Here is a 26579-nt window from a genome sequence, read left to right on the forward strand (position 1 = left end):
TCGTGTCCTGGCTCGTGCTCGTCCTGTCCGGTGTGCTGGAGGCCGTCTGGGCCACCGCGCTGGGCCGCTCCGAGGGGTTCAGCCGCCTCCTCCCGTCGGTGGTGTTCATCCTCGCCCTGGTCCTGAGCATGGTCGGGTTGGCCTACGCGATGCGCGAGCTGCCCGTCGGGACCGCGTACGCGGTGTGGGTCGGCATCGGCGCGGTGCTGACCGTCGTGATCGCGATGGTGAGCGGGGAGGAGCCGGTGTCCGCGGTCCGGCTGCTGCTGCTCGCCGGGATCGTCGGCTGCGTCGTGGGGCTCAAGGTCCTGCACTGAGGAAGGGCCCTCCTGCCTCCGCCGCTCGCACGCTCGCGGCGGACCCCTGCAGAGGGGCCATCCGCGGAGCGTTGAACTACAGTTGCTGCACCGGAAGGGCAGACCCGCAGGTCACTGCGGTGCCAGCAGGCCGCGGAGCTCCTGGGTCAGCGCCTCACGGCCCCCCGGGTTCTGCTGCCAGGCCGCCGGGGTGGCCTGGAGCAGGGCGATCCGCCAGCGGCCGACGCCCTCGTCGGTCGCGATCACCGTGTGCACCGTGTGGTAGCGCGGGTCGATGTCGTTGTCCCCGGGTGGGATCATCCCGGCGTTGGCCAGGAGCACCGCGACGCCCGGCGCCACGGGTCGCACGGAGCGGATCACCGCGATGTAGGCGGCCGTGGGGTGGGTGGCGAAGATCTGCCGGAAGTCGGCGGCGATGGCCAGACGGCCGTGGTGGTGCGTGCCGTCGTACCCGATGATGTCCCCGTCGTCGGCGAAGGCGGCCGCGACCGCGGCGCCGCTGCGCCGGTTCCAGCCGTCGAGGAACTGGGCGTAGAGCGCACGGATCTGGGCGTCGTTCGGGTGCGCGGACGTCACGCTGACTCCTCCTGCGTTGCTGGGACAGGAGTGACGGTAGTGGTCACGCCGCGCCGACCGTTCGCCCCTCGCCGACGGCGAACTGGGTCCGGTGGAGGTCGGCGTACCGGCCGCCGAGCGCCAGCAACTCCTCGTGCGTGCCCGACTCCGCGATGCGACCGCCCTCGACCACGAGGATCTGGTCGGCGCTGCGGATGGTGGACAGCCGGTGCGCGATGACCAACGAAGTCCGGCCGGTCAGCGCGGTGTCCAGCGCGTGCTGCACCGCCACCTCCGACTCGCTGTCCAGGTGCGCGGTGGCCTCGTCGAGGATCACGATGCCCGGCGCCTTGAGCAGCACGCGGGCGATCGCCAGCCGCTGCTTCTCCCCGCCCGACATCCGGTAGCCGCGGTCGCCTACCACGGTGTCGAGGCCGTCGGGCAGCGACCGGACCAGCCCCGCGATGCGGGCGCCGCCGAGCGCCGCCCACAGCTCGTCGTCGGTCGCCTGCGGCCGGGCGTAGAGCAGGTTGGCGCGGATGGTGTCGTGGAACAGGTGCGCGTCCTGGGTGACGACGCCGATCGTGTCGCGCAGCGAGGCCAGGGTGGCGTGCCGGACGTCGACCCCGCCGACCCGCACGGTGCCGCTGGTGGCGTCGTACAGCCGCGGTACCAGGTTGGCGATCGTCGACTTGCCCGCGCCGGAGTGGCCGACCAGCGCGACGAGCTGGCCGGGCTCGACACGGAAGGAGACGTCGTGCAGCACCGCCGTCGGCCCGCCGTGCTCGGGCAGCGACACGTCCTCCAGTGACGGCAACGAGACGTCCACGGCCGACGGGTAGCTGAAGGACACGTGCTCAAAGGCGATCGACCGATCGGTCGCGGGCACCGGGACGGCGTCGGGGGCCTCCTGGATCATCGGACGCAGGTCGAGCACCTCGAAGACGCGGTCGAAGCTGACCATCGCGCTCATCACGTCGACCCGGACGTTGGCCAGCGCGGTCAGCGGGCCGTACAGGCGGGAGAGCAGCAGGGCCAGCGCCACGACGTCCCCCGGGCTCAGCGAGCCGGTGAAGGCCAGCCAGCCACCGAGGCCGTAGACCAGCGCGGTGGCCAGCGCAGCGACGAGGGTCAGCGCCGTGAAGAAGGTGCGCCCGTACATGGCCGACAGGACGCCGATGTCGCGCACCCGGGACGCGCGGCCGCGGAAGCCGTCGGCCTCGGCCTCGGGCCGGCCGAACAGCTTGACCAGCAGTGCGCCGGCCACGTTGAACCGCTCGGTCATCGTGGCGTTCATCGACGCGTTGAGTCCGTAGGACTCCCGGGTGATCTCCTGCAGCCGCCGGCCGATCCGCCGGGCGGGCAGCACGAACACCGGCACGAGCACCAGCGACAGCGCGGTGATCTGCCAGGACAGCGTGAACATCACCCCGGCGGTGAGCACCAGGCCGATGGCGTTGGACAGCACCCCGGACAGCGTCGAGGTGAACGCCTGCTGGGCGCCGATGACGTCGTTGTTCAGCCGGCTGACGAGCGCGCCGGTCTGGGTGCGGGTGAAGAAGGCGACCGGCATCCGCTGCACGTGCTCGAACACCCGGCTGCGCAGGTCGTAGATGACCCCCTCGCCGATCCGGGCGGAGAACCAGCGAGTGGCCAGCGAGATCCCGGCGTCGACCACCGCCAGGCCCGCGATGAACAGCGCGATGCGGACGATGTCGCCCGCCGTCCCCTCCAGGCCGGCGATCCGGTTGACGATCTGCCCGGCGAGCAGCGGGGTGAGCACGCCGATGAGCGACGAGCCGATGACGAGCAGCAGGAACCAGGTCAGGTCGCGCCGGTAGGGCCGGGCGATGCCGAGGATGCGCCGGACGGTGCCCTTGGGCAGCCGACGCGAGGTGACCGACGGGTCACGGCGGAAGGACCGCATCGCCGCCATGGAGGACATGGGACCGCTTCCGTCCATGCCACCCCCTCTCCCGAAGGCATCAGGTGCAACGGCGTGGACGTCGGGGCGAACAGCCGGTGGTCCGGCGTTGTTCCTGGACGGTCGCTGGACCTCGCCTCCCGGTTCGACGGATGCCCGGTCACGTACGTGAACGAGCACTCCTGGCCATCGCCCACCGGCACGAGTCCCACGGGGCCGAACGGCGTGTGATGGGCGACCCGCGGCGTCTCGTCGACGCGTTCCCGGCGCACGGAGTCCGCCGCGATCTCGTCAGCGACACCCCTGGTGATCGCCGCTGGGCCACGGTCGGCGACCCAGCCGGGCGACGTCGTGGACTCCCACGGAGCTCGTCACGGTGCGATGTCCTCGGACGAGGGAACGGATGTGCCGGTTGCGTGGTGGTAGCGCAGGGGCCGACGAGGCAGGGTGCCGAGAAAGGTCCGCACGGTGGGCCGTACCGGCGACCGGGGCACGGCGACGGACAAGGGGAGAGTCGCCGGGCGATCCAGCTCGACGAAGCAGACGTTGGCGTGCTGGAAGTTCCGCGCGGACGCCGGCACGATGCTGATTCCCTCACCGAGCGCGACCATGCCGAGCATCGTTGTCACGTGGTCGGTGGTGACCGCCGGTTCCAGCGGGATCTGCAGGGATGCGAACAGCTCGGCGACCCGGTCCCAGTACCCGGGACCGATCGCACGTTCGAAGAACACCAGGGGATGACCCACGAGGTGCTCGACGCCCACCCGGTCGGACCTGGCCAGCGGGCTGGTCGAGGCCGTAGCGACGACGAGCGGTTCGCACCACACCTCCCAGCTGTCGAGTTCCGGACCCACGGGCGGTCGGACGAAGCCCAGGTCGATGTCCCCGTCGCGGAGCGCATCGACCAGCGCGGCGCTCTCGAGTTCCCGGACCCGGAAGCGGATCTGCGGATGCCGGCGCCGGCACGGTTCGAGCAGCGCGGGTAGCGCTGCGTAGAAGGCGGAGCCGACGGCGGCCACCGTTATGGTCCCGCTCTCGCCGCTGCGCAGCCCGCGTGCGTGCTGCTCGACCCGCCGCACCTCGCGCAACGCCTGGCGCGCCAGCTCCAGCAGCTCGGCTCCCTGCTCGGTCGGGCGCACACCGTGCCGGTCCCGTTCGAAGAGGCGGACGCCGAGCGAACGCTCGAGCTTCTGCACCCGCTTGGTCAAGGGCGGCTGGGTCATCCGCAGCCGCCGGGCGGCACGGCCGAAGTGGAGTTCGTCGGCGAGCGCGACGAGGACCTCGAGGTCCCGGACGTCCATCAGACCACGATGAGATCGTGGCTGAGGCTGTGCAGCACCTCCGTGCCCCGGTCGCGCACCACGACCAGGTCCTCGACCATCATCGCGCCGACGTCAGGGGTGTAGGTGGGCACCTCCACCGCGAAGACCATGCCGGCCTCGAACGTCTGCTCGCACCTGGGGCCGAGGTACGGGGGCTCCTCGTGGAAGGAGTCGATGCCGATCGAGTGTCCGATGTGGCCGCGGTTGAAGGTGGGATACCCGTTGGCGTGCACGTGGTCCATCGCGGCGCGGTAGACGTCGCCGATGACGACGCCGGGCGCGATCGCCGAGCGAGCGATCTCCTGCGCGCCCGCCACGACGTCGTAGAGACGTCGGGCGGCGTCCGTGGCATGGCCGAAGGCGAAGGTCCGGCCGCCGTCGGACCGGTAACCGCCGATCGTGACGCCGCAGTCGAACTTCACCAGGTCGCCGGGCTGCAGGCCCGCGGACACCGCGCCGTAGCCCGCCGAGGTCGTGCCACCCACGGTCGGGAGCACCCAGTTGTCGGAGTACCCGTGGTAGAGCGGGTTGCCCACGGTCTCCTGGGCGACGCCGATCTGGTAGAGCGCGCGCACGTCCTGCGCGGTCATGCCCTTCTCCAGGTGCCCGGCGGCGTAGCTCATGCCCGCCTCGGACAGCTCCACGCCCCGGCGGAGCCGGTCGATCTCCCACTCCTGCTTCACGAGCCGGATGGCGTACACCTCGTCGGTGAAGTCGACCCATGTCGCGTTCGGCGCGCAGCGACGCAGCCGCGCCGACGTGGCACCGTTCATGTGCTGCAGCTCGGTCGCGACCGGGCCGGCCGCCATGCCGAGCCCGGAGAGCACCTCGGACACGCGCCGATCGAGCTCGCCGTCGTCCCACTGCTCAGGGCGCAGCGGGACGCCCAGGTCGGGCTGGGCGGCCATCTGCTCCGCCGTCGACAGGTCGACCCACAGCCGGTAGGTGCTCAACGCCACGTCCGGCGCTGCGGCGGCCGCGGTCCTGGCCTCGAAGTCGCTCACCAGCAGCATCACCGGCTGGGACTCGTCGGCCGGTACGAACGCGAGGACCGTGCCGTGCATGCGCCACCACTCGGAGATGAAGTAGCTGCGGAAGCCCGTCACGTAGAAGACCGAGGACGGCGTGTAGGCGATGTACCCGGCATGGCCACGGGACTTCAGCGCGGCGCGGATGGCGCCGACGGCGTGTGCGTTCATCTGGAGCTCTTCCCGGACTTCAGGCGTCGATCGCCGACCGGTGCGTCTCCTTCGCGAGGAGGGCGCTGGCCACGGCGAGGACGGCGGTGAGGACGACGTAGACGGAGACAGCGGAGGTGGAGCCGAACGTCGTGAGCAGCACCTGCGCGACGAAGGGCGCGATCGCGCCGCCGAAGACGCCGGCGATCTGGTAACCGAAGGACGCGCCGGAGTTGCGCACCCGAGTGCTGAACATCTCGGCCACGAACGCGGCCATCGGGCCGAACATGATGCCCTGGGCGGCGATACCGACCGCGATCGCGAGGATCACCCAGCCGGTGCTGGCGGTGTCGATGAGCGGCCAGGCCAGGAAGGCCCAGATGCCGACAGCCACCGCGCCGCAGACGTACACCGGACGACGTCCGAACCGGTCGGAGAGCGTCGCTGACAGCGGGATCGTGACCAGCTGGGCGATCGATCCGACGATGACGCCGTAGAGCCCCACCGAGGACGAGAGCCCGAGCCCGGAGACGAGGTAGGACAGCGCGAACACGGCGAAGACGTAGTAGGAGACGTCGGAGGCGATCCGGAGACCGACCGTGAGCGCGACCTGGCGCCAGTGCGTGCGGAGCATCTCCCGGAACGGGGCCGTGGCCTGCTCCTGCTGGGCGAAGATGGGTGACTCGTGCACCGCGACCCGTATCCACAGTCCCAGGAAGATCAGCAGGGCGCTGGCGAGGAACGGCACCCGCCAGCCCCACGCGATGAACTGCTCCTCGGGCAGCGCGGTGCTCATGACCGCCAGCGCGCCGACGGCGAAGAGGTTGCCGATCGGCACCCCCAGCTGGATGGCCGAGGTCAGCAGACCGCGGGAACGCTCTCGCCCACCGGCCTCGGCGTGCTCGGTCGACAGGGTCACGGCGCCACCCCACTCGCCGCCGATGCCCAGGCCCTGCACCAGGCGCATCACGACGAGCAGCGCGGGCGCCCACAGCCCGATGGACGCGTAGCCCGGGATGCAGCCGATCAGGAAGGTGCCGCCGCCGGTGATGAGCAAGGTGATCACCAGGACGTTCTTGCGGCCGACCACATCGCCCATGCGCCCGAAGACGATGCCACCGAGCGGCCGGGCGAGGAAGGCGACCCCGTAGGTCATGAAGGACAGCAGGATGGCGGTCTGCGGCGCCGACTCGGGGAAGAACACGGTCGGGAAGACCAACGCTGCCGCCGAGCCGAACAGGAAGAAGTCGTACCACTCGATCGAGGTCCCGACGAAGCTGGACAGGACGACACGGCGCACTTGGGGTCGTGTCGCGGGAGCGTTGAGCACGGTCATGGCACGCCCTTTCGGTTTCGCAGGACGGTAGGAAACCGGGGCGGTCACAGTCCAATATCACCTCGACCACGGGTGATTTCCACCGGGAATGAGCGCAGGCACGCGTCCTGCGATGGAGGGCGTGCTCGCACGCCGGGAGCCGGGACGAGCCGGCGTCGATGCCCACGACGCGGGGCTCACGCATCCGGCCGGTCAGTGGCCCCCGGCCGCGCGGGCGCAGTCCACGAGCACCGGGTCGTACGGGGAACGGTGGGTTCAGCGACCCGTGACGAGTTCTCCGAGCCGCCGGACCTGCGCGGTGCGCTCGGCGGCGTCCTGGGTCTCCGGGTCGTTGCGGACGGCGGAGCGGACCAGTGCCGCGGTCTCCCGGCTGGCGCCCACCGGGGCCGAGGTGATCGCGGTGACGAGCGCGCCCACCGCCTCGTCGAGTCCGGCGGCGGGGACGACGGCGTTGGCCAGGCCGAGCGCGAGCGCCTCGGCCGCCGGCACCGGGCGGCCGGTCAGGCAGATCTCCATCGCCCGCGAGTAGCCCACCAGCTCGGTCAGCGTGCTCGTACCGGTCAGGTCGGGCACGAGGCCCAGGGTGACCTCGGGCAGCCGCAGGTCGGCGTCCTCGGTGAGCACCCGCAGGTCGCAGGCGAGGGCGAGCTGTGCGCCGGCGCCGATGGCGTGCCCCTGCACCGCAGCGATCGAGACGACCCCCGGCGAGCGCAGCCAGCGGAACCCGCCCTGGTAGCGGCGGATGCGCTCCTGGGCCTCCTCGGCGGGCAGCCGGCCGAGTTCACCGAGGCCGCCGGGGGTGCCGGGGTCGGCGCTGAACAGGCTGCGGTCCAGGCCTGCGGAGAACGAGCGTCCCTCGCCGCGGACGACGACGACCCGCACCTCGTCGTCCAGCGAGGCGCCGACGCCGGCCAGCGCCGCCCAGGTGGCCGGGGTCTGCGCGTTGAGCCGGTCGGGGCGGTCGAGGGTGACGGTGAGGACGGCGCCGTCGCGGGCCGTCCTCACCCACCCGTCCTGGTCGGGACCGCTCAACTCTTCTTGCTGTTCCGGTTGGCTCCCCCGCGACTGCGCAGCGTGGCACCGGACTCCGACAGCAGCCGGTGCACGAAGCCGTAGGACCGGTTGGTCGACGACGCCAGCGACCGGATGCTCTCGCCGCCGTCGTAGCGCTTGCGCAACTCGTCGGCCATCGACGTCCGGTCGCCTCCGGTGATGCGCTTGCCCTTACCCAGATCCGCGGTGCTCGAGTCGGCCATGACTCCCCTCCGTCAGCAGCCGGGCGCGGACCCGTGGCCCGCCGAGGCTGCTCGTCCCGTCGGCGCCGGGCCCCGCTGACCTCGGCGTCCCACCTCCTCATGATCACCCGACCGGGCGACCCCGGCCACGCGAACGAGGCAGGAAGCTGGGAGGTCGCCGTCCACCGGCCCGGCACGGCGTCCACGAGTGCTGCGCGAGCACCGCGCTCCCCGTGCGCGACCGGGACGCCGTCGGCCGTGTGCCGCGCGACGGCGAGCCGTCACAGGCCCCGGCAGTCCGGGTCAACGGACATCCAGCGATGGCGGGGCTCGACGCAGCCGGGGGACGGCACGTGGAGGCGGTGTCGTCCGGAGGACGACGGGGTGTCAGGCCAGCTCGACGAGGTCGGCGAGGTCCTCGCTCCAGGCGTCCTCGGTGCCGTCGGGCAGCAGGATCACCTTGTCCGGGTCCAGCGCCCGCACCGCTCCCTCGTCGTGGGTGACCAGCACGATCGCCCCGGTGTAGGTGCGCAGCGCGTCGAGCACCTGCTCGCGGCTGGCCGGGTCGAGGTTGTTCGTCGGCTCGTCGAGGAGCAGCACGTTGGCGCCGGAGACGACCAGCGTGGCCATGGCCAGCCGGGTCTTCTCGCCGCCGGAGAGGGTGCCCGCACGCTGGTCGGCGGCGTCCCCGGAGAACAGGAACGCGCCGAGGATCCGGCGCAGCTCGGTGTCGGTGCTCTGCGGCGCAGACGCCCGCATGTTCTCCAGGAGCGAGCGGTCGTGGTCGAGGGTCTCGTGCTCCTGGGCGTAGTAGCCGACCCGCAGCCCGTGCCCGGGCTTGACCTCGCCGGTGTCGGGCACCTCGGTGCCGGCCAGCATGCGCAGCAGCGTCGTCTTCCCCGCGCCGTTCAGCCCGAGGACGACGACGCGCGCGCCCCGGTCGACGGCCAGGTCGACGTCGGTGAAGACCTCGAGCGAGCCGTAGCTCTTCGACAGCCCCTCGGCGGTCAGCGGCGTCCTGCCGCAGGCGGCCGGCGTCGGGAACCGCAGCCTGGCCACCCGGTCCTGGACGCGGACCTCCTCGAGCCCGGCGGCCAGCCGCTGCGCACGCTTGTCCATGCTCTGCGCCGCCTTGGCCTTGGTGGCCTTGGCGCGCATCTTGTCCGCCTGCGCCGTGAGCGCGTCGATCTTGCGCTCGGTGTTCGCCCGCTCCTGCCGGCGTCGGCGCTCGTCGGTCTCCCGCTGGGCGAGGTAGGGCTTCCAGCCGAGGTTGTAGACGTCGACGGTCGCCCGGTTGGCGTCCAGGTGCCACACCTTGTTGACCACGGCGTCGAGGAGCTCGACGTCGTGGCTGATGACGATCAGGCCGCCCTTGTGCGCGGCGAGGAACGTCTTGAGCCAGGTGATCGAGTCGGCGTCGAGGTGGTTGGTGGGCTCGTCGAGCAGCAGCGTCTCGGCATCGGAGAACAGGATGCGGGCGAGCTCGACGCGGCGCCGCTGACCGCCGGACAGGGTGCGCAGCGGCTGCGCCAGCACGCGGTCGGGCAGCCCGAGCGCGGTGCAGATGCGCGCCGCCTCGCTCTCCGCGGCGTATCCGCCGAGCGCGGCGAACTGGTCCTCGAGGCGCCCGTAGCGGCGCACCGCCCGGTCGCGGTCGGCGTCGTCGGCCGGCTCGGCCATCGCGATCTGCGCCTTGGTCATCTGCGCGCGCAGCACGTCGAGCCCGCGGCCGGAGAGCACGCGGTCGCTGGCGGTGGTGTCCAGGTCGCCGCTGCGCGGGTCCTGCGGCAGGTAGCCGATCTCCCCGCTGACCTCCACCTTGCCGGCGTGCGGCAGCCGCTCGCCGGCGAGGGTGGTGAGCGTGGTGGTCTTGCCGGCGCCGTTGCGGCCCACGAGGCCGATGCGGTCGCCGGGCTGCACGCGGAGGTTCGCGTCACTGATGAGGACGCGAGCCCCGGCGCGCAGCTCGAGGCCGGTCGTCGTGATCACTGATCCCAGGATAGGCGCTCAGCGGGCTCCTCCCGAACGGGTTTCGGGTGACGTCGGCGTCACCCCGTCGTCCACAGACGGGCGAATCGCCTCCCCCGCGGACATCCGACACGCCACCATCTCGGCCATGACCTCGACGTCCGGTCCTCCCTGGAGCCCGCCGCCGTGCCCGGTGTGCGGCCTGCCGAGCGCCGGGCCGGGGCCGGCACCCTGCCCCTCCTGCGGCCTGCCCGCCGTGGGCGAGGCGGCCCTCGTCGTCGCCCGCATCGGCGCGACGATCGACGAACTGGTCCGCGACCGCGACCGGTTGCTGGCCACCCTGCGGCAGGCCGCGACGACCGCGCCGGCGGCCGCCCCGTCCCAGCCGACGGCGGCACCGGTCCTCCGGGTCGCCGCCCCTGCTCCGCCGCCAGCACCGGTGGCCGCTCCTCCTGCCCCTGCGCCACCGTTCCCCGCGCCACCCGCTCCCTCGCCACCGCTCCCCGCACCGCTCGGCCGGCCGCCGCGCCGGATCAGCCCGCAGCAGGTGCTCCTGGGCCTGGGCGCGCTGCTCGTCGTCGCCGCGGGCCTCGCCTTCGTCGCGGTCGCCTGGACCCGGCTGGGCCTGGTCTTCCAGTCCGCCGTGATGGCCACGGTCACCGGCACCGCCTGCGGCGTCTCGGCCTGGACGGCGCGCCGCGGCCTGCGGGCCACCGAGGAGGCGCTGGCCGCCGCGGGTGCGGCGTTGCTCGCCGTCGACCTCGGCGCGGCGCACGCGTTGGGGCTGTGGGGTCTGGACGGCGTCCCGGTGCGGCTGTGGACGGCGACCTCCTGTGCCCTCGTCGCGGCGGTGGCCCTCGGCCTCGGCCGGCTGACACGCAGCACCGTCACCTGGCCGCTGGCCGCCCTGCTCGCCGTGCAGCTCGTCCCGCTCCTGCTGCTCCCCGAGGACGCGGTCGCCGGATCCGCCGGAGTTGCCGCGGTGCTGGGCACGGCGCTGCTCGACGTCGTCGTCCTGCTGCGCCTGCGTCGCCCGCTGGCACCGCTCGCGCAGGCGCTGGCGGGCCTGTGGGCGTTCGCGGCCGCGGCCGGCGGCGTGCTCGTCGCCTGGGCGGGGACGGCGGTCGACGCGTGGACCGCGACGGCACTGCTCGCCGCTGCCGGCGCGGTCGGGTTGCTGCTGCGGCAGGACGCGCGGCTGGCCGGCCGGCTGCCCGCTGCCCCGGTCCTCACCGGTGCGGGGGCGGCCGTCTCCGCTCTGGCGCTCACCGGCGCGCTGGCGCGCGCCGACCTGCCCGGCCGGGTCGCCGCCGCAGGGCTGGGCCTCGTGCTGCTCACCGCGGCCGTGCTGCTCACCGCGGCCGTGCCCGCCGCCCCACGCCGGACGACGCCGGCCGCCCTGGTCCCCGCGGGTGGGGTGCTCGTCGCCGGCGGCGCGGCGCTGCTGGCGGCGGACGGCCGCGCCGGGGTCCTCGGGCTCGTCGTCCTCGCCGGCACGGTGCCCGCGGCTCTCGCCGCCGTCCGGCTGCCGGCGCTCCGGCCGCAGGCCACGGTCGCCGCGCTGCTGTGCCCGGTCGCCGCGGTGCTGCTCGCCCGGGAGGAAGGGTGGCTCGGCGCTGCCGTGGCGGGCCTGCTCCTCGTGCTGGTCGCGGCGGTCGGATTCGCGCTCGCCGCCGCCCGCGCCGGCCGGCCCGAGGAACCCGCGGCGGCCGGCGCGGCGGCCCTGGTCACGTTGCTCGCTGCGGTGTCCACCGCTGAGACGGGGGCCTGGGGCCAGGTGGCCGTCCAGCTGGCGATCGCGGGTGCCGCGGGCGGCGCCTACGCGTTGGCCGCCGCCCGGCGCGACGTGGCGGTGCTCGCGGTCGCGGACCTGGTGGTGGCCTGCTGGGTGGCCGCGGGCGGCGCAGCGGTCCAGACGGTGGAGGTCTACACGCTGCCGGCCGCGGCGGGACTCCTCGTCGTGACCCTCCCGCGACTACGGACCGGCGCCCGCTCGTGGGCGGCGGAGGGGGCTGCGGTGGCCACCGCGCTGGTCCCTTCGGCGCTGGTCGTCGTCGCCGATCCGTCGGCGCTCCGGCTGGTGCTCGTCGTCGTGGCCGCCGGCGCGCTGACCGTCGCCGGCACGCTGACCCACCGGCAGGCGCCGTTCGTGGTGGGCGCCGCGTCGCTGGCCTTCGTGGTGCTGGGCCGGCTGACGCCCTACGCACCGCTGGTCCCGCGGTGGCTCACGCTGGCCGTCGTCGGGCTGCTCCTGCTGGCGGTGGGCGCGACCTACGAGCGGCGGCGGCTGCAGGCCCGCGAGGCGGTGGCCTGGGTGACGCAGATGCGCTGAGCGGCCGCAGCGCGCCCGGGGGCGCCCCGCCCTACCGTGGACCGGTCGCACGGTGGGGCGGGAGGGGGAGGTCGTGGGCTCAGCGCCGGTACCACCACTCCCCTACCGCGCCCGACCGCCGCAGCTGCTGCTCGTCGTCGGCGCCGTGCTGGTCGTCAGCGCCGGCGGGACCGCGGCCGCGGTCTACGGCGACGGGTCCGCCCGGGTGCTGCTGGTGGCGCTGGCTGCCGTGGCCGCCGGCGCCTCGGCCTGGGGCTCGCACGCCCGGCTGCGCGCCACCGAGGAGACGCTGGCCGCCGCCGCGGTCGCGCTGGCCGTGCTGGGCGCCGACGCCGGGACCCCGCTGCTGCGCGGCTCCGTCGTCCCCCCGCTGGTGCTGGGTGGCGTCTTCCTCGTCCTGGCCCGGCTGCTGCGGCGTCCCGCCACGTGGCCGCTGGCCGCCTGGCTGGCCCTGCAGCTGGCGGCTGTGCGCGCTCTCGACGGATCCGAGGCCGGCGTCGTCCGCACGGCCGAGCTGCTGACCGTCGCGCTGGTCGGGCTGGGCGTGGCGCTCGGCGCGCGGCGGCTCGTCGCGCGGGTCGCGCTGGTGACCACCGCGCCGTGGTGGGTCGCCGGGGTGGTGGGCGGCGTGGCCACGGCGTGGACAGCCGATCCGTCCGCCCGCTGGACGTCGGCCGCACTCGTCGTCGCCGCCGCCCTGGAGCTGGTCGTCGTCCGGTTGGACCGCGCCCTGGAGCCGCTGCTCGGGCCGCCGGTCGCGGTCCCCGTGCTGGCGGGCGCGGTCTCGGGTGCGGCACTCGGCGGCGCGCTGGGCGCGCCGGGACCAGGCGCGGTGCTGCTCGCCGGCTACACCGGGGTGCTGCTCGCCGCGGCCGCCGCGGCGCTGCTGACCGGCTGGGTGCGCGGGCTGTTCCTGCCGGCGGCCCTCGCGGCCGGCGGCACGCTGGTGGTGCTGAGCGTCGGCCAGCTGGTCGCCGGGTCGCGGTGGGTGGAGCTGGTCCTCCTGCTCCTGCTCACCGCGCTGCCGTGCGTGCTCGTCGCGGCGCTGCGCAGCGACGACCGGCCGGTCGCCGCCCCCGCAGCGGTGGGCTGCCTGGCCGCCGCGGCACTGGTCGCGGCCGCGACGGGGTTGATCAGCGCCGGCGGGGCCGCGGGCTGCCTGGGGGTGCTCTACGCGGCGTCCCTGGGCGCCGGCCTGGTGCTGGACCGGCACAGCCGGCGGGCCACCGTCGTGACCGGCGCGGTGTGCGCGGGGCTCGCCGTGGTGCTGCTCCTCATCGCGCGGGACCGCGGGGTGCTGGCGGTCCAGCTGGCCGCCCAGGGGCTGGTCACCTGCGCCTGGGGCTGGCACGTCTGGCACACGCGCGACCCGCGGAACGGCCCGGCCGAGGGCTCCCCCGCCTGGCGGGCCGGTGCCGCGCAGCTGGTGGGAGCCGCGTGGACGGCCGCCGCGCTGGCGGGCTGGTCGGAGCTCGAGGCCTACACGCTGCCTGCCGCGCTCGGCCTGCTGCTGGCCGCGGGACCTCGCCTGGCCGACGGTCCGTCGTGGCCGACGTGGGGACCAGGGCTGCTGGTCGCGGCGGTGCCGTCGGCGGTGTGGGCGGTCGTGGCCGCCGGAAGCACCCGGCCGGTGCTGGTGCTCCTGGTGGCCGCCGCGGTGATGGCCGCGGCCGCGTGGTGGGCGGTGCGTGCGCCCCTGCTGATCGCCGCCTGGACCGCCGTGGCGCTGGCCCTCGGCCTGGCCGTGCTGGCACTGCCCCTGCCGGTCACCGGTGCGCTCGTGGTCGGCGTGGTACTGCTGGCGGTCGGTGCTCGGCGGGAGCGGTACCCGGTGGCCGGCTTCGGTGCCCGCCTGGCCGAGATGCGCTAGGCACGACGACGGCCCGCACCCCATCGGGGGTGCGGGCCGTCGTGGCGTCTGTGCTCCTACACCCGGAAACCGAGGGCGCGCAGCTGCTCGCGGCCGTCGTCGGTGATCTTGTCCGGGCCCCACGGCGGCATCCAGACCCAGTTGATCTTCACGTCGTCCACCAGGCCGGGGCCGGGGCCGCCGGTGAGGGCCTGGCGTGCCTGGTCCTCGATGACGTCGGTCAGCGGGCAGGCCGCCGAGGTCAGCGTCATGTCGATGACGGCGACCTCGTCGACGACGTCGATGCCGTAGACCAGGCCGAGGTCGACGACGTTGACGCCGAGCTCGGGGTCGACGACGTCGCGCATGGCCTCCTCGACGTCCTCGAGCAGCGCCGACTTGTAGGCCGGCAGGTCGCCAGGGGCTCCGTCGGTCGCCGGGGTGGCGTTCTCGGTGGTCTCGCTCATGCCTCGTCGCCTCCAGTCGGGGTGGTGGGGTGGGTGACCGGCGCAGCGGTGGTGGGGTGGGTGGCTGACGCAGGGGTGGCGGCCAGCGCGCGGGCGGACGCGTCCTTGAGCGCCATCCAGCTCATCAGTGCGCACTTGATCCGCGCCGGGTACTTGGACACGCCGGCGAACGCGATGGCGTCCTCCAGCTCGTCCTCGAGCTTCTCGGCCACCGACGCGTCGCCCTTGCTCTGCATCAGCGTCATGAAGTGCTCGCCGGTCTCCAGCGCCTCGGGCACCGACCTGCCGATGACGAGCTCGTACATCGCCGACACCGACGCCTGGCTGATCGAGCAGCCCATCCCCTCGTAGGAGACGTCGGCGAGGGTGTCGCCGTCCAGGTGCACCCGCAGGGTCACCTCGTCACCGCAGGTCGGGTTGACGTGGTGCACCTCGGCCTCGAACGGCTCGCGCAGCCCGCGGCCGTGCGGGTTGCGGTAGTGGTCCAGGATGATCTCCTGGTACATCGACTGCAGCTGCATCAGCTCGCCCCGCCCGGTGTCACGGCAGGTACAACGCCGAAGAAGCGCTGGGCTTCCCGGACGGCGTCGGCCAGGGCGTCGATGTCGTCGTAGCCGGTGTGCACGTAGAAGGTGGCCCGCGTCGTGGCCGGGACGCCGTAGCGGCGCACCACCGGCCAGGCGCAGTGGTGGCCGACCCGCACCTCGACGCCGAGGTCGTCCAGCACCTGGCCGACGTCGTGCGGGTGGATGCCCTCGACGGTGAAGGAGACCGCACCACCGCGGGCGACGGTGTCGGGCGGGCCGATCACCGTGACGCCGGGGATCTCGGCCAGCTTCGCCAGCGCGTAGCCGGTCAGCGCCTCCTCGTGCGCCTGCACGTCCTCCATGCCGAGCCGCTGCAGGTACTCGACGGCGGCGGCGAGCCCGATCACCTGCGCGGTCATCGGGACGCCGGCCTCGAAGCGCTGCGGCGGCGGCATGAAGGTGCTGCCCTCCATGCGCACGACCTCGATCATCGAGCCGCCGGTGAGGAACGGCGGCAGCGCGTCGAGCACCTCGTAGCGGCCCCACAGGACGCCGACGCCCGTCGGGCCCAGCATCTTGTGGCCGGAGAACACCAGGAAGTCGGCCCCGAGCGTGGTGACGTCCACCGGCTGGTGCGGCACCGACTGCGCGCCGTCGACCAGCAGCAGGGCGCCGACCTCACGGGCCCGGGCCGCGATGTCCTCGAGCGGGTTGATCGTGCCGAGGATGTTCGACTGCTGGGTGACCGCGACCAGCCTGGTCCGCTCGTTGACCACGGTCGCGAGGTCGGAGAGGTCCAGCCGGCCGCCGTCGGTCAGGCCGAGCCAGCGCAGCGTGGCGCCGGTGCGCTCGCACAGCTGCTGCCAGGGCACCAGGTTGGCGTGGTGCTCCATCTCGGTGACGACGATCTCGTCGCCCTGGCCGACGGCGTACCGCCGGAACTGCTCCTCCTTGGCCGTGGCCGCGTTCGACAGCGCGTAGGCGACCAGGTTGATCGCCTCGGTCGTGTTGCGGGTGAACACGACCTCCTCGGCCGGCGCACCGATGAAGGCGCCGATGGTCGCGCGGGCCGCCTCGTAGCGGGCGGTCGCCTCCTCGGCGAGCTGGTGCGCGCCGCGGTGCGGGGCGGCGTTGCAGGTCTCGTAGAAGTTCCGCTCGGCGTCGAGGACGCTGCGCGGCTTCTGGGACGTGGCCCCCGAGTCGAGGTAGACCAGCCGCTTCCCGTCCCGCACGGTGCGGGACAGGATCGGGAAGTCCGCCCGGATCGCCTCGACGTCCAGGGGCAGGGGCGCCTTCCGCGCCCCGGTACCGGGACGCGAGACGGTCTGGGTCATGCCTGAACGACCTCCGTGGTGGCCTTCTCGATGCTCGCCTGCTCGTTGGAGTCCTTGACGTAGGCGGCGTAGCCCTCTTCCTCGAGCTTGGCCGCCAGCTCCGGGCCGCCCTCGTCCACGACCCGGCCGGCGACGAAGACGTGCACGAAGTCGGGGGTGATGTAGCGCAGGATCCGCGTGTAGTGGGTGATCAGCATGACGCCGACGTCCCCCTCCTCGCGGGTGCGGTTGACGCCCTCGGAGACGACCCGCAGGGCGTCGACGTCGAGGCCCGAGTCGGTCTCGTCGAGGATCGCGATGGCCGGCTTGAGCAGCCGCATCTGCAGGATCTCGTGGCGCTTCTTCTCACCGCCGGAGAAGCCCTCGTTGACGTTGCGCTCGGCGAACGCCGGGTCCATCTCGAGGCCGGCCATCTCGGTCTTGACGTCCTTGACCCAGGTCCGCAGCTTGGGGGCCTCGCCCTTGATGGCGGTGGCGGCGGTGCGCAGGAAGTTGGACACCGAGACACCGGGGACCTCGACCGGGTACTGCATGGCGAGGAACAGGCCGGCGCGGGCGCGCTCGTCGACGGTCATCGCGAGGACGTCCTCGCCGTCGAGGGTCACCGTGCCGCCGGTGATCGTGTACTTGGGGTGGCCGGCGATCGAGTAGGCCAGGGTCGACTTCCCCGACCCGTTCGGCCCCATGATCGCGTGCGTCTCGCCCGACCGGATGGTCAGGTCGACGCCGCGGAGGATCTCCTTGGCGTCGTCACCCTCGCCGACGGTGACGTGAAGGTCGCGGATCTCCAGAACGGACACTTCTCTTCTCGCTCCTCAGTTGCCGGCCGCGCGGGGGAGGACGTCGTCGGACACAGCGCTTGCCTCCGTGTCGACGAGCACGTCCTCCCCCTCCACGCGGACCCGGTAGACGTCGACCGGCTCGGTGGCCGGCAGGTTGGTGGGCTCGCCGGTGCGCAGGTCGAAGCACGACCCGTGCAGCCAGCACTCGATGGTGGGAGCGCCGTCGAACTCCTCGACGTCGCCCTCCGACAGCGGGACCTCGGCGTGCGAGCAGACGTCCTGGATCGCGTACACGTCGTCCTCGTACCGGACGACGGCCACGTCGACGTCGGCCAGCTCGACCCGCAGAGCGCCGTTCTCGGGAACCTCGGAGAGAGCGCAGACCCGCTCGAAGGCCATGGGTCAGGCCACCTCGACCGGCTGCTCGTCGAGGCCGGGCAGCGCGCCGAGACGGGTCTCGATGGTGCGCATCAGCCGGTCCTGCAGCGCGTCGATGCCGATGCGCTGGACGACGTCGGCGAAGAAGCCGCGGACGACGAGGCGGCGCGCGGTCTCGGCGTCGATGCCACGGGAGCAGAGGTAGAACAGCTGCTCGTCGTCGAACCGGCCGGTGGCGCTGGCGTGGCCGGCGCCGACGATCTCGCCGGTCTCGATCTCCAGGTTGGGCACCGAGTCGGCGCGGGCGCCGTCGGTGAGCACCAGGTTGCGGTTGAGCTCGTAGGTGTCCGTGCCGGTGGCCGCGGGGCGGATCCGGACGTCGCCGATCCACACCGTGCGCGCACCCTCGCCCTGCAGCGCGCCCTTGTAGAGCACGTTGCTGGTGCAGTTGGGCACCGCGTGGTCCACCCAGAGCCGGTGCTCCTGGTGCTGGGTCTCGTCGGAGAAGTAGACGCCGAAGAGCTCCGCCGTTCCGCCGGGGCCGGCGTACTGCACGTTGCTGACCAGCCGGACCAGGTCGCCACCGAGGGTGACCACGACCTGCGTGAAGGTCGCGTCACGGCCGATGACGGCGTCGTACTGGCCGGCGTGGACCGCCCCCGGCGCCCAGTCCTGCACCGAGACGACGGTGACCTGCGCGCCGTCACCGACGAGGACGGCGACGCCGCCCGCGTACCTGGCCAGGCCGGCGTGGTCGAGGACGACGGTCGCCTTCGCGAAGGCGCCGACCTCGATGACGAGCTGACCCCAGACGACGTCCGCGGAGCCGGTGCCTGACAGCCGCAGCGTGACCGGGCGGTCGAGCTGGACATCGGCCGGCACGCGGACGACGGCGGCGCCGCCGCTGCGCTGCCGGGCGAGGGCGGCCAGCCGGTCGACCGGGTCGGGCAGGCCCTTGAGCAGCGGGTCGTCGGCCTCGACGCTGGCGAGCTCGACCCCGTCGGGCAGGTCGGTGTCCCACTGGAGGTGGGCGTCCGACGGGGCGCCGTCCAGCAGCGGGCGGATGCGCTTCATCGGCGTGAAGCGCCAGTCCTCCTCGCGGCCGGTGGGCACCGCGAAGGCGTCCGGGTCGGTCGAGGTGAAGCGCTCGGCCGGCGAGCCGGTCGGCGCCGGCCCGCCGTGCGAGTGGGCACCCGGCGCGGCCTGACCGGCGGTGCCGGTGCCGGGGGCCGGCGTGCTGGGCGGTCCGGCCTGCGCGCCCACGCCCTCGGCGAAGAGCTCGCCGGCGAGCGTGGCCGACTCGGTGGTGAGGCCGGTGGTGTTGGCGGGGCTGTTCTCTGCCGACATCAGCCGACGGCACCTTCCATCTGCAGCTCGATCAGGCGGTTGAGCTCGAGGGCGTACTCCATCGGGAGCTCGCGGGCGATGGGCTCCACGAAGCCGCGGACCACCATCGCCATCGCCTCGTCCTCGGACAGACCGCGGCTCATCAGGTAGAAGAGCTGGTCGTCGCTGACCCGGGAGACGGTCGCCTCGTGGCCCATCGCGACGTCGTCCTCGCGGACGTCGACGTAGGGGTAGGTGTCCGACCGGCTGATGGTGTCGACCAGCAGCGCGTCGCACTTGACCGTCGACTTCGAGCCGTGAGCGCCCTCGTCGACCTGGACCAGGCCGCGGTAGGAGGTCCGGCCGCCGCCGCGGGCCACCGACTTCGACACGATGGTCGAGGAGGTGTTCGGCGCCGCGTGCACCATCTTGGCGCCGGCGTCCTGGTGCTGGCCCTCGCCGGCGAAGGCGATGGAGAGCACCTCGCCCTTGGCGTGCTCGCCGGTCATCCAGACCGCCGGGTACTTCATGGTGACCTTGGAGCCGAGGTTGCCGTCGACCCACTCCATGGTCGCGCCCTCGTGGGCGATCGCCCGCTTGGTGACCAGGTTGTAGACGTTGTTCGACCAGTTCTGGATGGTCGTGTACCGGCAGCGCGCGTTCTTCCTGACGATGATCTCGACGACCGCGGAGTGCAGCGAGTCCGACTTGTAGATCGGCGCGGTGCAGCCCTCGACGTAGTGCACGTAGGCGCCCTCGTCGACGATGATCAGCGTCCGCTCGAACTGGCCCATGTTCTCGGTGTTGATCCGGAAGTAGGCCTGCAGCGGGATCTCCACGTGCACGCCCTTCGGCACGTAGATGAACGAGCCACCCGACCACACGGCGGTGTTCAGCGCGGCGAACTTGTTGTCGCCCGAGGGGATCACCGAGCCGAAGTACTCCCGGAAGAGGTCCTCGTGCTCCTTGAGCGCGGTGTCGGTGTCGAGGAAGACGACACCCTGCTCCTCGAGGTCCTCACGGATCTTGTGGTAGACGACCTCGGACTCGTACTGCGCCGCGACACCCGCGACGAGCCGCTGCTTCTCCGCCTCGGGGATGCCCAGCCGGTCGTAGGTGTTCTTGATGTCCTCGGGCAGCTCCTCCCACGAGGTCGCCTGGGCCTCGGTGGAGCGCACGAAGTACTTGATGTTCTGGAAGTCGATCCCGGACAGGTCCGACCCCCAGTCCGGCATCGGCTTGCGGCCGAACAGCTTCAGGGCCTTGAGCCGGCGCTCGAGCATCCACTCGGGCTCGTTCTTGCGCGCCGAGATGTCCCGGACGACGTCCTCGCTGAGCCCGCGCCTGGCGGCGGAACCGGCGACGTCGGCGTCGGCCCAGCCGTACTGGTAGCGACCGAGCTGCTCGATCTGCTCGTCCTGCGTCAGCGGCGTACCGGTCACCGGCTGCTGGGTGCTGGTCATGCGGGCGTCCTCTCCCGGTCGTTCGTGGGGGTGCTGCTGGTGGACGGTGCGGTGCGCCCGCCGGCTCGGAGCCGGTGCGCCGCGCGCTCGTCCGGTACAGGGCTCGCGGGGCCCGATCTGTTCCCCGCGCGCATGTGCTCTCCGCCGCTCGCGCGGCGGACCGGCCCCGGGATGTGCGTGGTGCACACCCCGTCGCCGTGGGCGATCGTGGCCAGCCGCTGCACGTGCGTGCCGACGAGCCGGCCGATCACGGCCGTCTCGACCTCGCACAGCTGCGGGAACTCCGCCGCCACGTGCGCGACCGGGCAGTGGTGCTGGCAGAGCTGGCCGCCGCCCGAGATCGCCGAGGCCGAGGCAGCGTAGCCCTCGGCGGTGAGCGCCGCGGCGAGGGCCTGGGCACGGTCGACCGGCGGGCCGGGCACGGCCTCCACCGCGGCCGAGCAGCGCTGTTCGAGCCCGGCGAGCTGGGCCTCGGCCACGGCCCGGACGGCGTCCGCGCCGCCCTGCGCGGCCACGAACCGCAGCGCGGTGAGCGCCAGGTCGTCGTAGGCGTGCGGGAAGGCCGACCGGCCGGCGTCGGTCAGGTGGAACAGCCGGGCGGGGCGCCCCCGGCCCCGGGGTGCGCCCGGCGCGTGCCGCTCCTCGACGCGGCCGGCGGTCACCAGGGCATCGAGGTGCCGGCGGACGGCGGTCGGCGAGATCCCCAGCCGCCCGGCGAGCTCGGTCGCGGTCTGCGGACCGTGTTCGAGCAGCAGAGAGGTGACGCGGTGCCGCGTGCGGCCGTCGTCGGCGGACGACGACGGCCGCGACGGGGCGCCCGCCCCGCCGCCGACCTGCACCGTGCTGCTTTCCACAACACGAGTCTCACCTAATTCCGGCGGTGTGCAAGCAAGGGTCACCTAAGCCGGACACGCCTCCGGCCGGCGGGTGAGGCGCCGCGCACCTCCCCCGCCGACCGTGTGACCGAGGCGGCCCGTCAGGGCACCGCCGGCGGCGTGCGAGCGGTGGGGAGGACGCGGTCGTTCTTCAGACGCCGGCCGGCGCGGGCTGGTCGACGGCGAAGTCCAGCGCGCCGTCCCGGACGCCGACCGTGACCCTCCGGCCCGACCCCAGCCGCCCGTCGAGCAGCAGCCGCGACAGCGGGTTGTCGACCTCCCGCTGGATCGCCCGGCGCAGCGGCCGGGCGCCGAACTGCGGCTCGAAGCCGTGCTCGGCGATCCAGGTGACCGCCTCGTCGGTGACGGTCACCGCGATGTCCTGGGCCGCCAGCCGCCGGCGGGTGTCCTCGAGCAGCAACCGGGTGATCTGGGCCAGCTGCTCGGTCTCCAGCTGCTGGAACACCACGATCTCGTCGATGCGGTTGAGGAACTCCGGCCGGACCTGCTCCCGCAGCCGCCGCATCAGCCGCTCGCGCAGCCCGTTGTCCGAGGCCGCGCTGTCACCCGAGCCGAAACCGAGCGGGGTGTTGCGGCCCTGGATCAGCTCCGACCCCAGGTTGCTGGTCATGATCAGCACGGTGTTCTTGAAGTCCACCGTGCGGCCCTGCGAGTCGGTGAGCCGGCCGTCGTCGAGCACCTGCAGCAGGGTGTTGAAGACGTCGGGGTGCGCCTTCTCGATCTCGTCCAGCAGCACCACCGAGTAGGGACGGCGGCGCACCGCCTCGGTCAGCTGGCCGGCGTCCTCGTAGCCCACGTACCCGGGCGGGGAGCCCACCAGCCGGCTGACCGTGTGGCGCTCCTGGAACTCGCTCATGTCCAGCCGGATCATCCTGCCCTCGTCGCCGAACAGCGCCTCGGCCAGCGCCCGCGCCAGCTCGGTCTTGCCGACGCCGGTGGGGCCGAGGAACAGGAAGCTGCCGATCGGCCGGTCCGGGTCGCCCAGCCCGACGCGCGAGCGGCGCACCGCCTCGGCGACCACCCGGACGGCGTCCTCCTGGCCGACGACCCGCTGGTGCAGGTGCTCCTCGAGCTGCAGCAGGCGCTGCATCTCCTCCTGGGTCAGCTGGTTGACCGGGATGCCGGTGGCCCGCGAGACCACCTCGGCGATGTCCTCGACACCCACCTCCGGCACACCCGACCCACCCGAGCCGGACTGCCCGCCGCCGGTGCGGGCCTGCTCCAGGCGGGCCTGGGCCTCGCTGAGCTGGTCGCGCAGCTCGGAGGCGCGCTCGTACTGCTCCGCGGCGACCGCCTGGTCCTTCTCCCGCTGCAGCCGCTCGACCTCCTGCTCCAGGCCGCGCAGGTCGGTGGGCGGCGTCTTCACCTGCCGGCGCACCCGGGCGCCGGCCTGGTCGATGAGGTCGATGGCCTTGTCCGGCAGGTGCCGGTCGGGGACGTAGCGGTCCGACAGCTCCACCGCGGCCCGGATCGCGTCGTCGGTGAAGCGCACCTGGTGGTGGGCCTCGTACCGGTCACGGAGCCCGCAGAGGATCTGCACGGTGTCCTCGACGCCGGGTTCGCTGACGAGGATCGGCTGGAACCGGCGCTCGAGGGCGGCGTCCTTCTCGATGTTGCGGCGGTACTCGTCGAGCGTGGTGGCGCCGATGATGTGCAGCTCGCCGCGGGCCAGCGCCGGCTTGAGCATGTTGCCGGCGCCGCCGGAGCCCTCGGAGGCACCCGCGCCGACGACGGTGTGCAGCTCGTCGATGAAGACGATGACCTCGTCGGAGTGCTCGCGGATCTCGTCCATGATCTTCTTGAGCCGCTCCTCGAAGTCGCCGCGGTAGCGGGTGCCGGCCACCAGGCCGGTGAGGTCGAGCTCGACCAGCCGCCGGCCGCGCAGCGTCTCCGGGACGTCGCCCTCCACGATCTGCGCCGCGATGCCCTCGACGATCGCGGTCTTGCCGACGCCTGCCTCGCCGATGAGCACCGGGTTGTTCTTGCGCCGCCGGGAGAGGACCTCGACGGTCTGCTCGATCTCGGCCTCCCGGCCGATCACCGGGTCGATCTGGCCGTTGCGCGCCATCTCGGTCAGGTCGCGGCCGTACTCGTCGAGCGTCGGGGTGCTCGACGAGCCCTGCCCCGGACCGCCGGGGCGCCCGCCACCGGGCTGGGGGCCGCCCACGGCAGCCTGCTGCAGCGCCTCGGGGGTGACGCCCCGCTCGCGCAGCACCCGACCGCCCGGGGAGTCCGGGTTGACGGCGAGGGCGAACAGCAGGTGCTCGGGGCCGATGTAGGTCGAGCCGAGCGCGCGGGAGACGCGGTGGGCGTCGAGCAGGGCGCGCTTGGCGGCCGGGGTGAGGGACGGCGGCTCGTCCCGGGGCTCGCCGCGCCGCATCTGCTCCTCGAGGGAGGAGCGCAGCTGGTCGGGGTCGGTGCCCGAGCGGGCCAGGAACTGGCGGGTGGTCTCGTCGCCGGTCATCGCCCAGAGCAGGTGCTCGGTGTCCAGGTCGGTGCTGCCGGTGCGCACCGCCTGCCGCGCCGCCGCGTTGACCAGCTCCCGCGCCTGCTGGCTGAGGAACTGGGTGATGTCGACGCGCGGCCGGGGCGCGCGCTGCTCCCCGCCGAAGTAGCGGGCGAAGAAGTCGTCGAAGGGGCTCCCGTAGGCGCCCGGGAAGAAGGGGTTGGTCATGCCTCACGTCCAGGAGATCGGATCGGTCGGTCGGGCGCCCGGGAGCTCCCGCGGGAGTCGGGGACGGACTCGCGGAGGACTCCCCGCTGCAGCCCCCTTACCCGGGAGGGCGCACCGACACCGGTGGCGGCGACTCGGCCGCTCGCGTCCGGTACAGCGCAGGACACCGGCCCGTCCTTCCGCCCCGTGCTCAGCTCTCGGCGAACCGGGGGCGTCGGTGCCGCGCGGCTAGCATCGGGGCGTGCCGGTCTCCCCCACCGTCGTCTCGCGGCTCGCCCTGGCCAACGCGGTCGCCAACGGCGCCATCGTCGTCACCGGCGGCGCCGTCCGGCTCACCGGCTCGGGCCTGGGCTGCCCCACCTGGCCGCGGTGCACGAGCGAGAGCTTCGTCGCCACGCCGGAGCTGGCCGGCCACGGCGCCATCGAGTTCGGCAACCGGCTGCTGACCTTCGTCCTCGCCGCGGTGGCCATCGCCACCGTCGTCGCGGTGTGGCGGTCCGAGAGGCGCGACCTGCGCCCGCTCGCCGTCCTGACCTTCCTCGGCATCCCCGCGCAGGCGCTGCTCGGCGGGGTCACCGTGCTCACCGGGCTGGACCCGTGGACGGTCGCGGCCCACTTCCTCGTCTCGGTCGTGCTCATCGCGCTCGCCACCGTGCTGTGGCTGCGCTCCCGCGAGCCGGGGGTCGGCCCGCCGCTGCTGCGCCGTCCGCTGGCCCTGCTGGTGGCCGGCACCGCCGCCGTCACGGCCGTCGTCCTGTTCCTGGGCACGCTGGTGACCGGCAGCGGGCCGCACAGCGGCGACGTCGACGCCGACGACGTCCCGACCGGCGACCGGATGGGCTTCGACATCGAGCTGATCAGCCAGCTGCACGCCGACGCGGTGTTCCTGCTCGTCGGCCTCACCGTCGCGCTGCTGGTGTCGCTGTACGCCACCGACGCCCCCGGCCGGGTCAAGCGGGCCGCGCGCGACCTGCTGGTCGTGCAGCTGGCGCAGGGCGTCGTCGGCTACGTGCAGTACTTCACCGACCTGCCCATCGCGCTGGTGCTGCTGCACATGCTCGGCGCGGTGCTCGTGACGGCCCTCACCGCACGGCTCGTGTGGTCCGTGCGCGGGCCGGCGGGGACACCGTCGGCCCACCGCCCGACGGCGCGGCCGGCAGCCGTACCCCAGGTGCGCTGAGCCCTCCCCGTCCCGGCTCGGGGACTCAGCGCGGGTCGGCGTCGAAGGTCAGGGGAGCGTGCTGGTGTACGCGGCGCCCGTCGGTCCGGCGGGCCGCTCCACCGGCTCGGCCCCGGCCGGCCAGACCCGCACGGCCCGGAACGGGTAGCCGTCCTGACCCGGGGCCTCGTGGTCGAGCTCGACCTCCTGGCCCGGCTGCAGCGTGCGGTACCCGGGGACCAGGACGGAGCCGTGGTGCACCCAGCAACCCCCGGGGGTCTCCGTGGAGTCGACGACTCCCCAGCGCTCCGCGTCGTGCCACGTCCGCACCGTCCCGCGTGTCGTCACGGCGACAGGGTGGCCGCACCGGACGACGGACGCCACCTCGTCCCGGCTGCCGAGACGGTGACCGGCTGCCCCGCAGGGCTCCACCGCGGCCCCGTGCCGGGCAGGCCCCGTCCAGAGGCTCGCCGCGAGCCTGCGAGCGGTGAGGAGGTCGGGGTCCTTCTCCGAAGGGTGGGGAGGACGGGGTCCTTCCTCAGACGAGGACGTCGACGATGATCGCGACCGAGAGCAGCGCCATGTAGGAGATCGAGATGTGGAACAGCTGCATCGGCTTGGTCTCCGCACCCGCCCGGATGCGCCGCAGCAGGCGGTGCGCCTCGAGGATGAACCACAGGCCCAGGGCGGACGCGGCGGCGGTGTAGAGCCACCCGATCCCGAAGCCGTCGGCCACGGGCCAGAGCAGCAGCGAGACCGCGACGGTCAGCCAGGTCCAGGCGACCGTCTGCCGGCCGACCGACAGCGGTCCGGCCACCACCGGGAGCATCGGGACGTCGGCACGCGCGTAGTCGGCGCGGAACCGCATCGCCAGCGCCCAGAAGTGCGGCAGCTGCCAGCAGAAGACGACGCCGAAGAAGACCACCGCGGGCCAGCTGAGGGTCCCGGTGACCGCGGCCCAGCCGATGAGGACCGGCGCCGCGCCGGGCACCCCCCCGAACAGCGTCGAGTGCCGGGTGTGCCGCTTGAGCACGATCGTGTACAGCACCGCGTAGTAGCCGATCGCGCCGACGGCCAGCCAGGCCGCCAGGGGCGTGGTCGCGACGTGCAGCAGCGCGACCGACAGCACGGTGAGCACCAGGCCGAAGACCAGCGCGGCCCGCGGGGTGACCTCGCCGGTCGCCAGCGGGCGCCGCTCGGTGCGGTGCATCAGCCGGTCGATGTCGCGGTCGTACCAGCAGTTGAAGACGTTGGCCGCGGCGGCGGCCAGGGTGCCGCCGACCATCGTGGCCAGCAGCAGCTCCCACGGCGGCAGCCCACCGGAGGCCAACATCATCGCCGGCAGGGTGGTGACCAGCAGCAGTTCGATGATCCGCGGCTTGGTCAGTGCCACATAGGCGCGCAGCCTCGCCGACAGGCGGCCCGCCTGCACGGCCGGGCGTTCGGAGAGGGTCGTCACCGGGCGGCCACCGACGGGGCGGTGGCGCACGCGCAGGGCACCACCGGGCACCTGGACAGCACGGGGTCCCTTTCGACCGGGGACGGGAGAACGGCCCA

At 73.5% G+C, this 26579-nt stretch carries 23 protein-coding genes; 4 read left to right on the forward strand and 19 right to left on the reverse strand.

All coding sequences use genetic code 11. The features are described from left to right. Positions 1 to 2: 2 nt before the first annotated feature. A complete protein-coding gene (locus ACWIX3_RS20065) occupies positions 3 to 317 on the forward strand; it encodes a DMT family transporter (protein ID WP_448609114.1) in 315 nt (104 codons plus the stop codon). A 111-nt stretch (positions 318 to 428) separates the two neighbouring features. On the opposite strand, the gene ACWIX3_RS20070 is transcribed toward ACWIX3_RS20065, so the two are convergent. From ACWIX3_RS20070 to ACWIX3_RS20105, 8 genes are all read right to left on the reverse strand, one after another. Beyond that, positions 429 to 893, reverse strand: a complete 465-nt coding sequence (locus ACWIX3_RS20070; protein ID WP_448609115.1) for an SgcJ/EcaC family oxidoreductase — start codon at positions 891 to 893, stop codon at positions 429 to 431. 43 nt (positions 894 to 936) lie between these two features. Next, positions 937 to 2808, reverse strand: a complete 1872-nt coding sequence (locus ACWIX3_RS20075) for an ABC transporter ATP-binding protein (RefSeq protein ID WP_448609116.1) — start codon at positions 2806 to 2808, stop codon at positions 937 to 939. 359 nt (positions 2809 to 3167) lie between these two features. Next, complete coding sequence (locus ACWIX3_RS20080; RefSeq protein WP_448609117.1) at positions 3168 to 4097, reverse strand: LysR family transcriptional regulator; 930 nt, start codon at positions 4095 to 4097, stop codon at positions 3168 to 3170. Beyond that, complete coding sequence (locus tag ACWIX3_RS20085; RefSeq protein ID WP_448609118.1) at positions 4097 to 5317, reverse strand: M24 family metallopeptidase; 1221 nt, start codon at positions 5315 to 5317, stop codon at positions 4097 to 4099. Before ACWIX3_RS20085 ends, ACWIX3_RS20080 begins: the two co-directional genes overlap by 1 nt. Positions 5318 to 5336: 19 nt before the next feature. Then, the gene (locus tag ACWIX3_RS20090; protein WP_448609119.1) at positions 5337 to 6596 is read right to left on the reverse strand and encodes an MFS transporter; all 1260 of its coding nucleotides are present in this window, start codon (positions 6594 to 6596) and stop codon (positions 5337 to 5339) included. Positions 6597 to 6887: 291 nt separating this feature from the next. Further along, positions 6888 to 7637, reverse strand: coding sequence for an enoyl-CoA hydratase/isomerase family protein (locus ACWIX3_RS20095; protein WP_448609120.1), 750 nt, complete (start codon positions 7635 to 7637; stop codon positions 6888 to 6890). 23 nt (positions 7638 to 7660) lie between these two features. Next, positions 7661 to 7888, reverse strand: a complete 228-nt coding sequence (locus ACWIX3_RS20100) for a helix-turn-helix domain-containing protein (protein WP_448609121.1) — start codon at positions 7886 to 7888, stop codon at positions 7661 to 7663. 366 nt (positions 7889 to 8254) lie between these two features. Continuing rightward, entirely contained in the window at positions 8255 to 9856 is a 1602-nt protein-coding gene (locus ACWIX3_RS20105) for an ABC-F family ATP-binding cassette domain-containing protein (RefSeq protein WP_448609122.1), read from the reverse strand. Between the two features lie 235 nt (positions 9857 to 10091). Between ACWIX3_RS20105 and ACWIX3_RS20110 the strand changes: the two genes are divergently transcribed. Both ACWIX3_RS20110 and ACWIX3_RS20115 read left to right on the forward strand, forming a co-directional pair. Beyond that, the gene (locus ACWIX3_RS20110) at positions 10092 to 12167 is read left to right on the forward strand and encodes an SCO7613 C-terminal domain-containing membrane protein (protein WP_448609123.1); all 2076 of its coding nucleotides are present in this window, start codon (positions 10092 to 10094) and stop codon (positions 12165 to 12167) included. 73 nt (positions 12168 to 12240) lie between these two features. Beyond that, the gene (locus ACWIX3_RS20115) at positions 12241 to 14037 is read left to right on the forward strand and encodes an SCO7613 C-terminal domain-containing membrane protein (protein ID WP_448609124.1); all 1797 of its coding nucleotides are present in this window, start codon (positions 12241 to 12243) and stop codon (positions 14035 to 14037) included. 56 nt (positions 14038 to 14093) lie between these two features. On the opposite strand, the gene ACWIX3_RS20120 is transcribed toward ACWIX3_RS20115, so the two are convergent. The 9 genes from ACWIX3_RS20120 to ACWIX3_RS20160 all read right to left on the reverse strand — a co-directional run bounded on the left by ACWIX3_RS20120 (position 14094) and on the right by ACWIX3_RS20160 (position 23863). After that, positions 14094 to 14483 carry a metal-sulfur cluster assembly factor gene (locus tag ACWIX3_RS20120; protein WP_448609125.1) on the reverse strand — a complete coding sequence of 130 codons (390 nt, stop codon included), beginning with the start codon at positions 14481 to 14483 and terminating at the stop codon, positions 14094 to 14096. Continuing rightward, positions 14480 to 15004 (reverse strand): Fe-S cluster assembly sulfur transfer protein SufU, encoded by a 525-nt coding sequence (gene sufU, locus ACWIX3_RS20125; RefSeq protein WP_448609126.1) that lies wholly within the window; start codon positions 15002 to 15004, stop codon positions 14480 to 14482. Before sufU ends, ACWIX3_RS20120 begins: the two co-directional genes overlap by 4 nt. Continuing rightward, a complete protein-coding gene (locus tag ACWIX3_RS20130; RefSeq protein ID WP_448609127.1) occupies positions 15004 to 16344 on the reverse strand; it encodes a cysteine desulfurase in 1341 nt (446 codons plus the stop codon). Before ACWIX3_RS20130 ends, sufU begins: the two co-directional genes overlap by 1 nt. Continuing rightward, positions 16341 to 17144, reverse strand: coding sequence for a Fe-S cluster assembly ATPase SufC (sufC, locus tag ACWIX3_RS20135; RefSeq protein ID WP_448609128.1), 804 nt, complete (start codon positions 17142 to 17144; stop codon positions 16341 to 16343). The genes ACWIX3_RS20130 and sufC overlap by 4 nt, the downstream gene beginning before the upstream one ends. Positions 17145 to 17159: 15 nt before the next feature. After that, positions 17160 to 17525 carry a non-heme iron oxygenase ferredoxin subunit gene (locus tag ACWIX3_RS20140; protein WP_448609129.1) on the reverse strand — a complete coding sequence of 122 codons (366 nt, stop codon included), beginning with the start codon at positions 17523 to 17525 and terminating at the stop codon, positions 17160 to 17162. A 3-nt stretch (positions 17526 to 17528) separates the two neighbouring features. After that, positions 17529 to 18851, reverse strand: a complete 1323-nt coding sequence (gene sufD, locus ACWIX3_RS20145; RefSeq protein ID WP_448609130.1) for a Fe-S cluster assembly protein SufD — start codon at positions 18849 to 18851, stop codon at positions 17529 to 17531. After that, positions 18851 to 20293 carry a Fe-S cluster assembly protein SufB gene (gene sufB, locus ACWIX3_RS20150; protein WP_448609131.1) on the reverse strand — a complete coding sequence of 481 codons (1443 nt, stop codon included), beginning with the start codon at positions 20291 to 20293 and terminating at the stop codon, positions 18851 to 18853. Before sufB ends, sufD begins: the two co-directional genes overlap by 1 nt. Continuing rightward, a complete protein-coding gene (locus tag ACWIX3_RS20155; RefSeq protein ID WP_448609132.1) occupies positions 20290 to 21147 on the reverse strand; it encodes a helix-turn-helix transcriptional regulator in 858 nt (285 codons plus the stop codon). The genes sufB and ACWIX3_RS20155 overlap by 4 nt, the downstream gene beginning before the upstream one ends. Before the next feature lie 172 nt (positions 21148 to 21319). Then, complete coding sequence (locus ACWIX3_RS20160; RefSeq protein ID WP_448609133.1) at positions 21320 to 23863, reverse strand: ATP-dependent Clp protease ATP-binding subunit; 2544 nt, start codon at positions 23861 to 23863, stop codon at positions 21320 to 21322. Between the two features lie 241 nt (positions 23864 to 24104). Here ACWIX3_RS20160 and ACWIX3_RS20165 point away from each other — a divergent pair, with 241 nt between their 5' ends. Continuing rightward, a complete protein-coding gene (locus ACWIX3_RS20165; protein ID WP_448609134.1) occupies positions 24105 to 25043 on the forward strand; it encodes a COX15/CtaA family protein in 939 nt (312 codons plus the stop codon). 48 nt (positions 25044 to 25091) lie between these two features. Here the strand turns inward: ACWIX3_RS20165 and ACWIX3_RS20170 are convergent, their stop codons facing one another. Together ACWIX3_RS20170 and ACWIX3_RS20175 are read right to left on the reverse strand one after the other, a co-directional pair. Continuing rightward, positions 25092 to 25370, reverse strand: coding sequence for a cold-shock protein (locus tag ACWIX3_RS20170; RefSeq protein WP_448609135.1), 279 nt, complete (start codon positions 25368 to 25370; stop codon positions 25092 to 25094). A 190-nt stretch (positions 25371 to 25560) separates the two neighbouring features. Then, positions 25561 to 26481: a heme o synthase gene (locus ACWIX3_RS20175; protein ID WP_448609136.1), complete on the reverse strand. Its 921-nt coding sequence runs from the start codon at positions 26479 to 26481 to the stop codon at positions 25561 to 25563. Positions 26482 to 26579: the final 98 nt, after the last annotated feature.

It is taken from the genome of Geodermatophilus sp. URMC 60 (genome assembly GCF_053502585.1).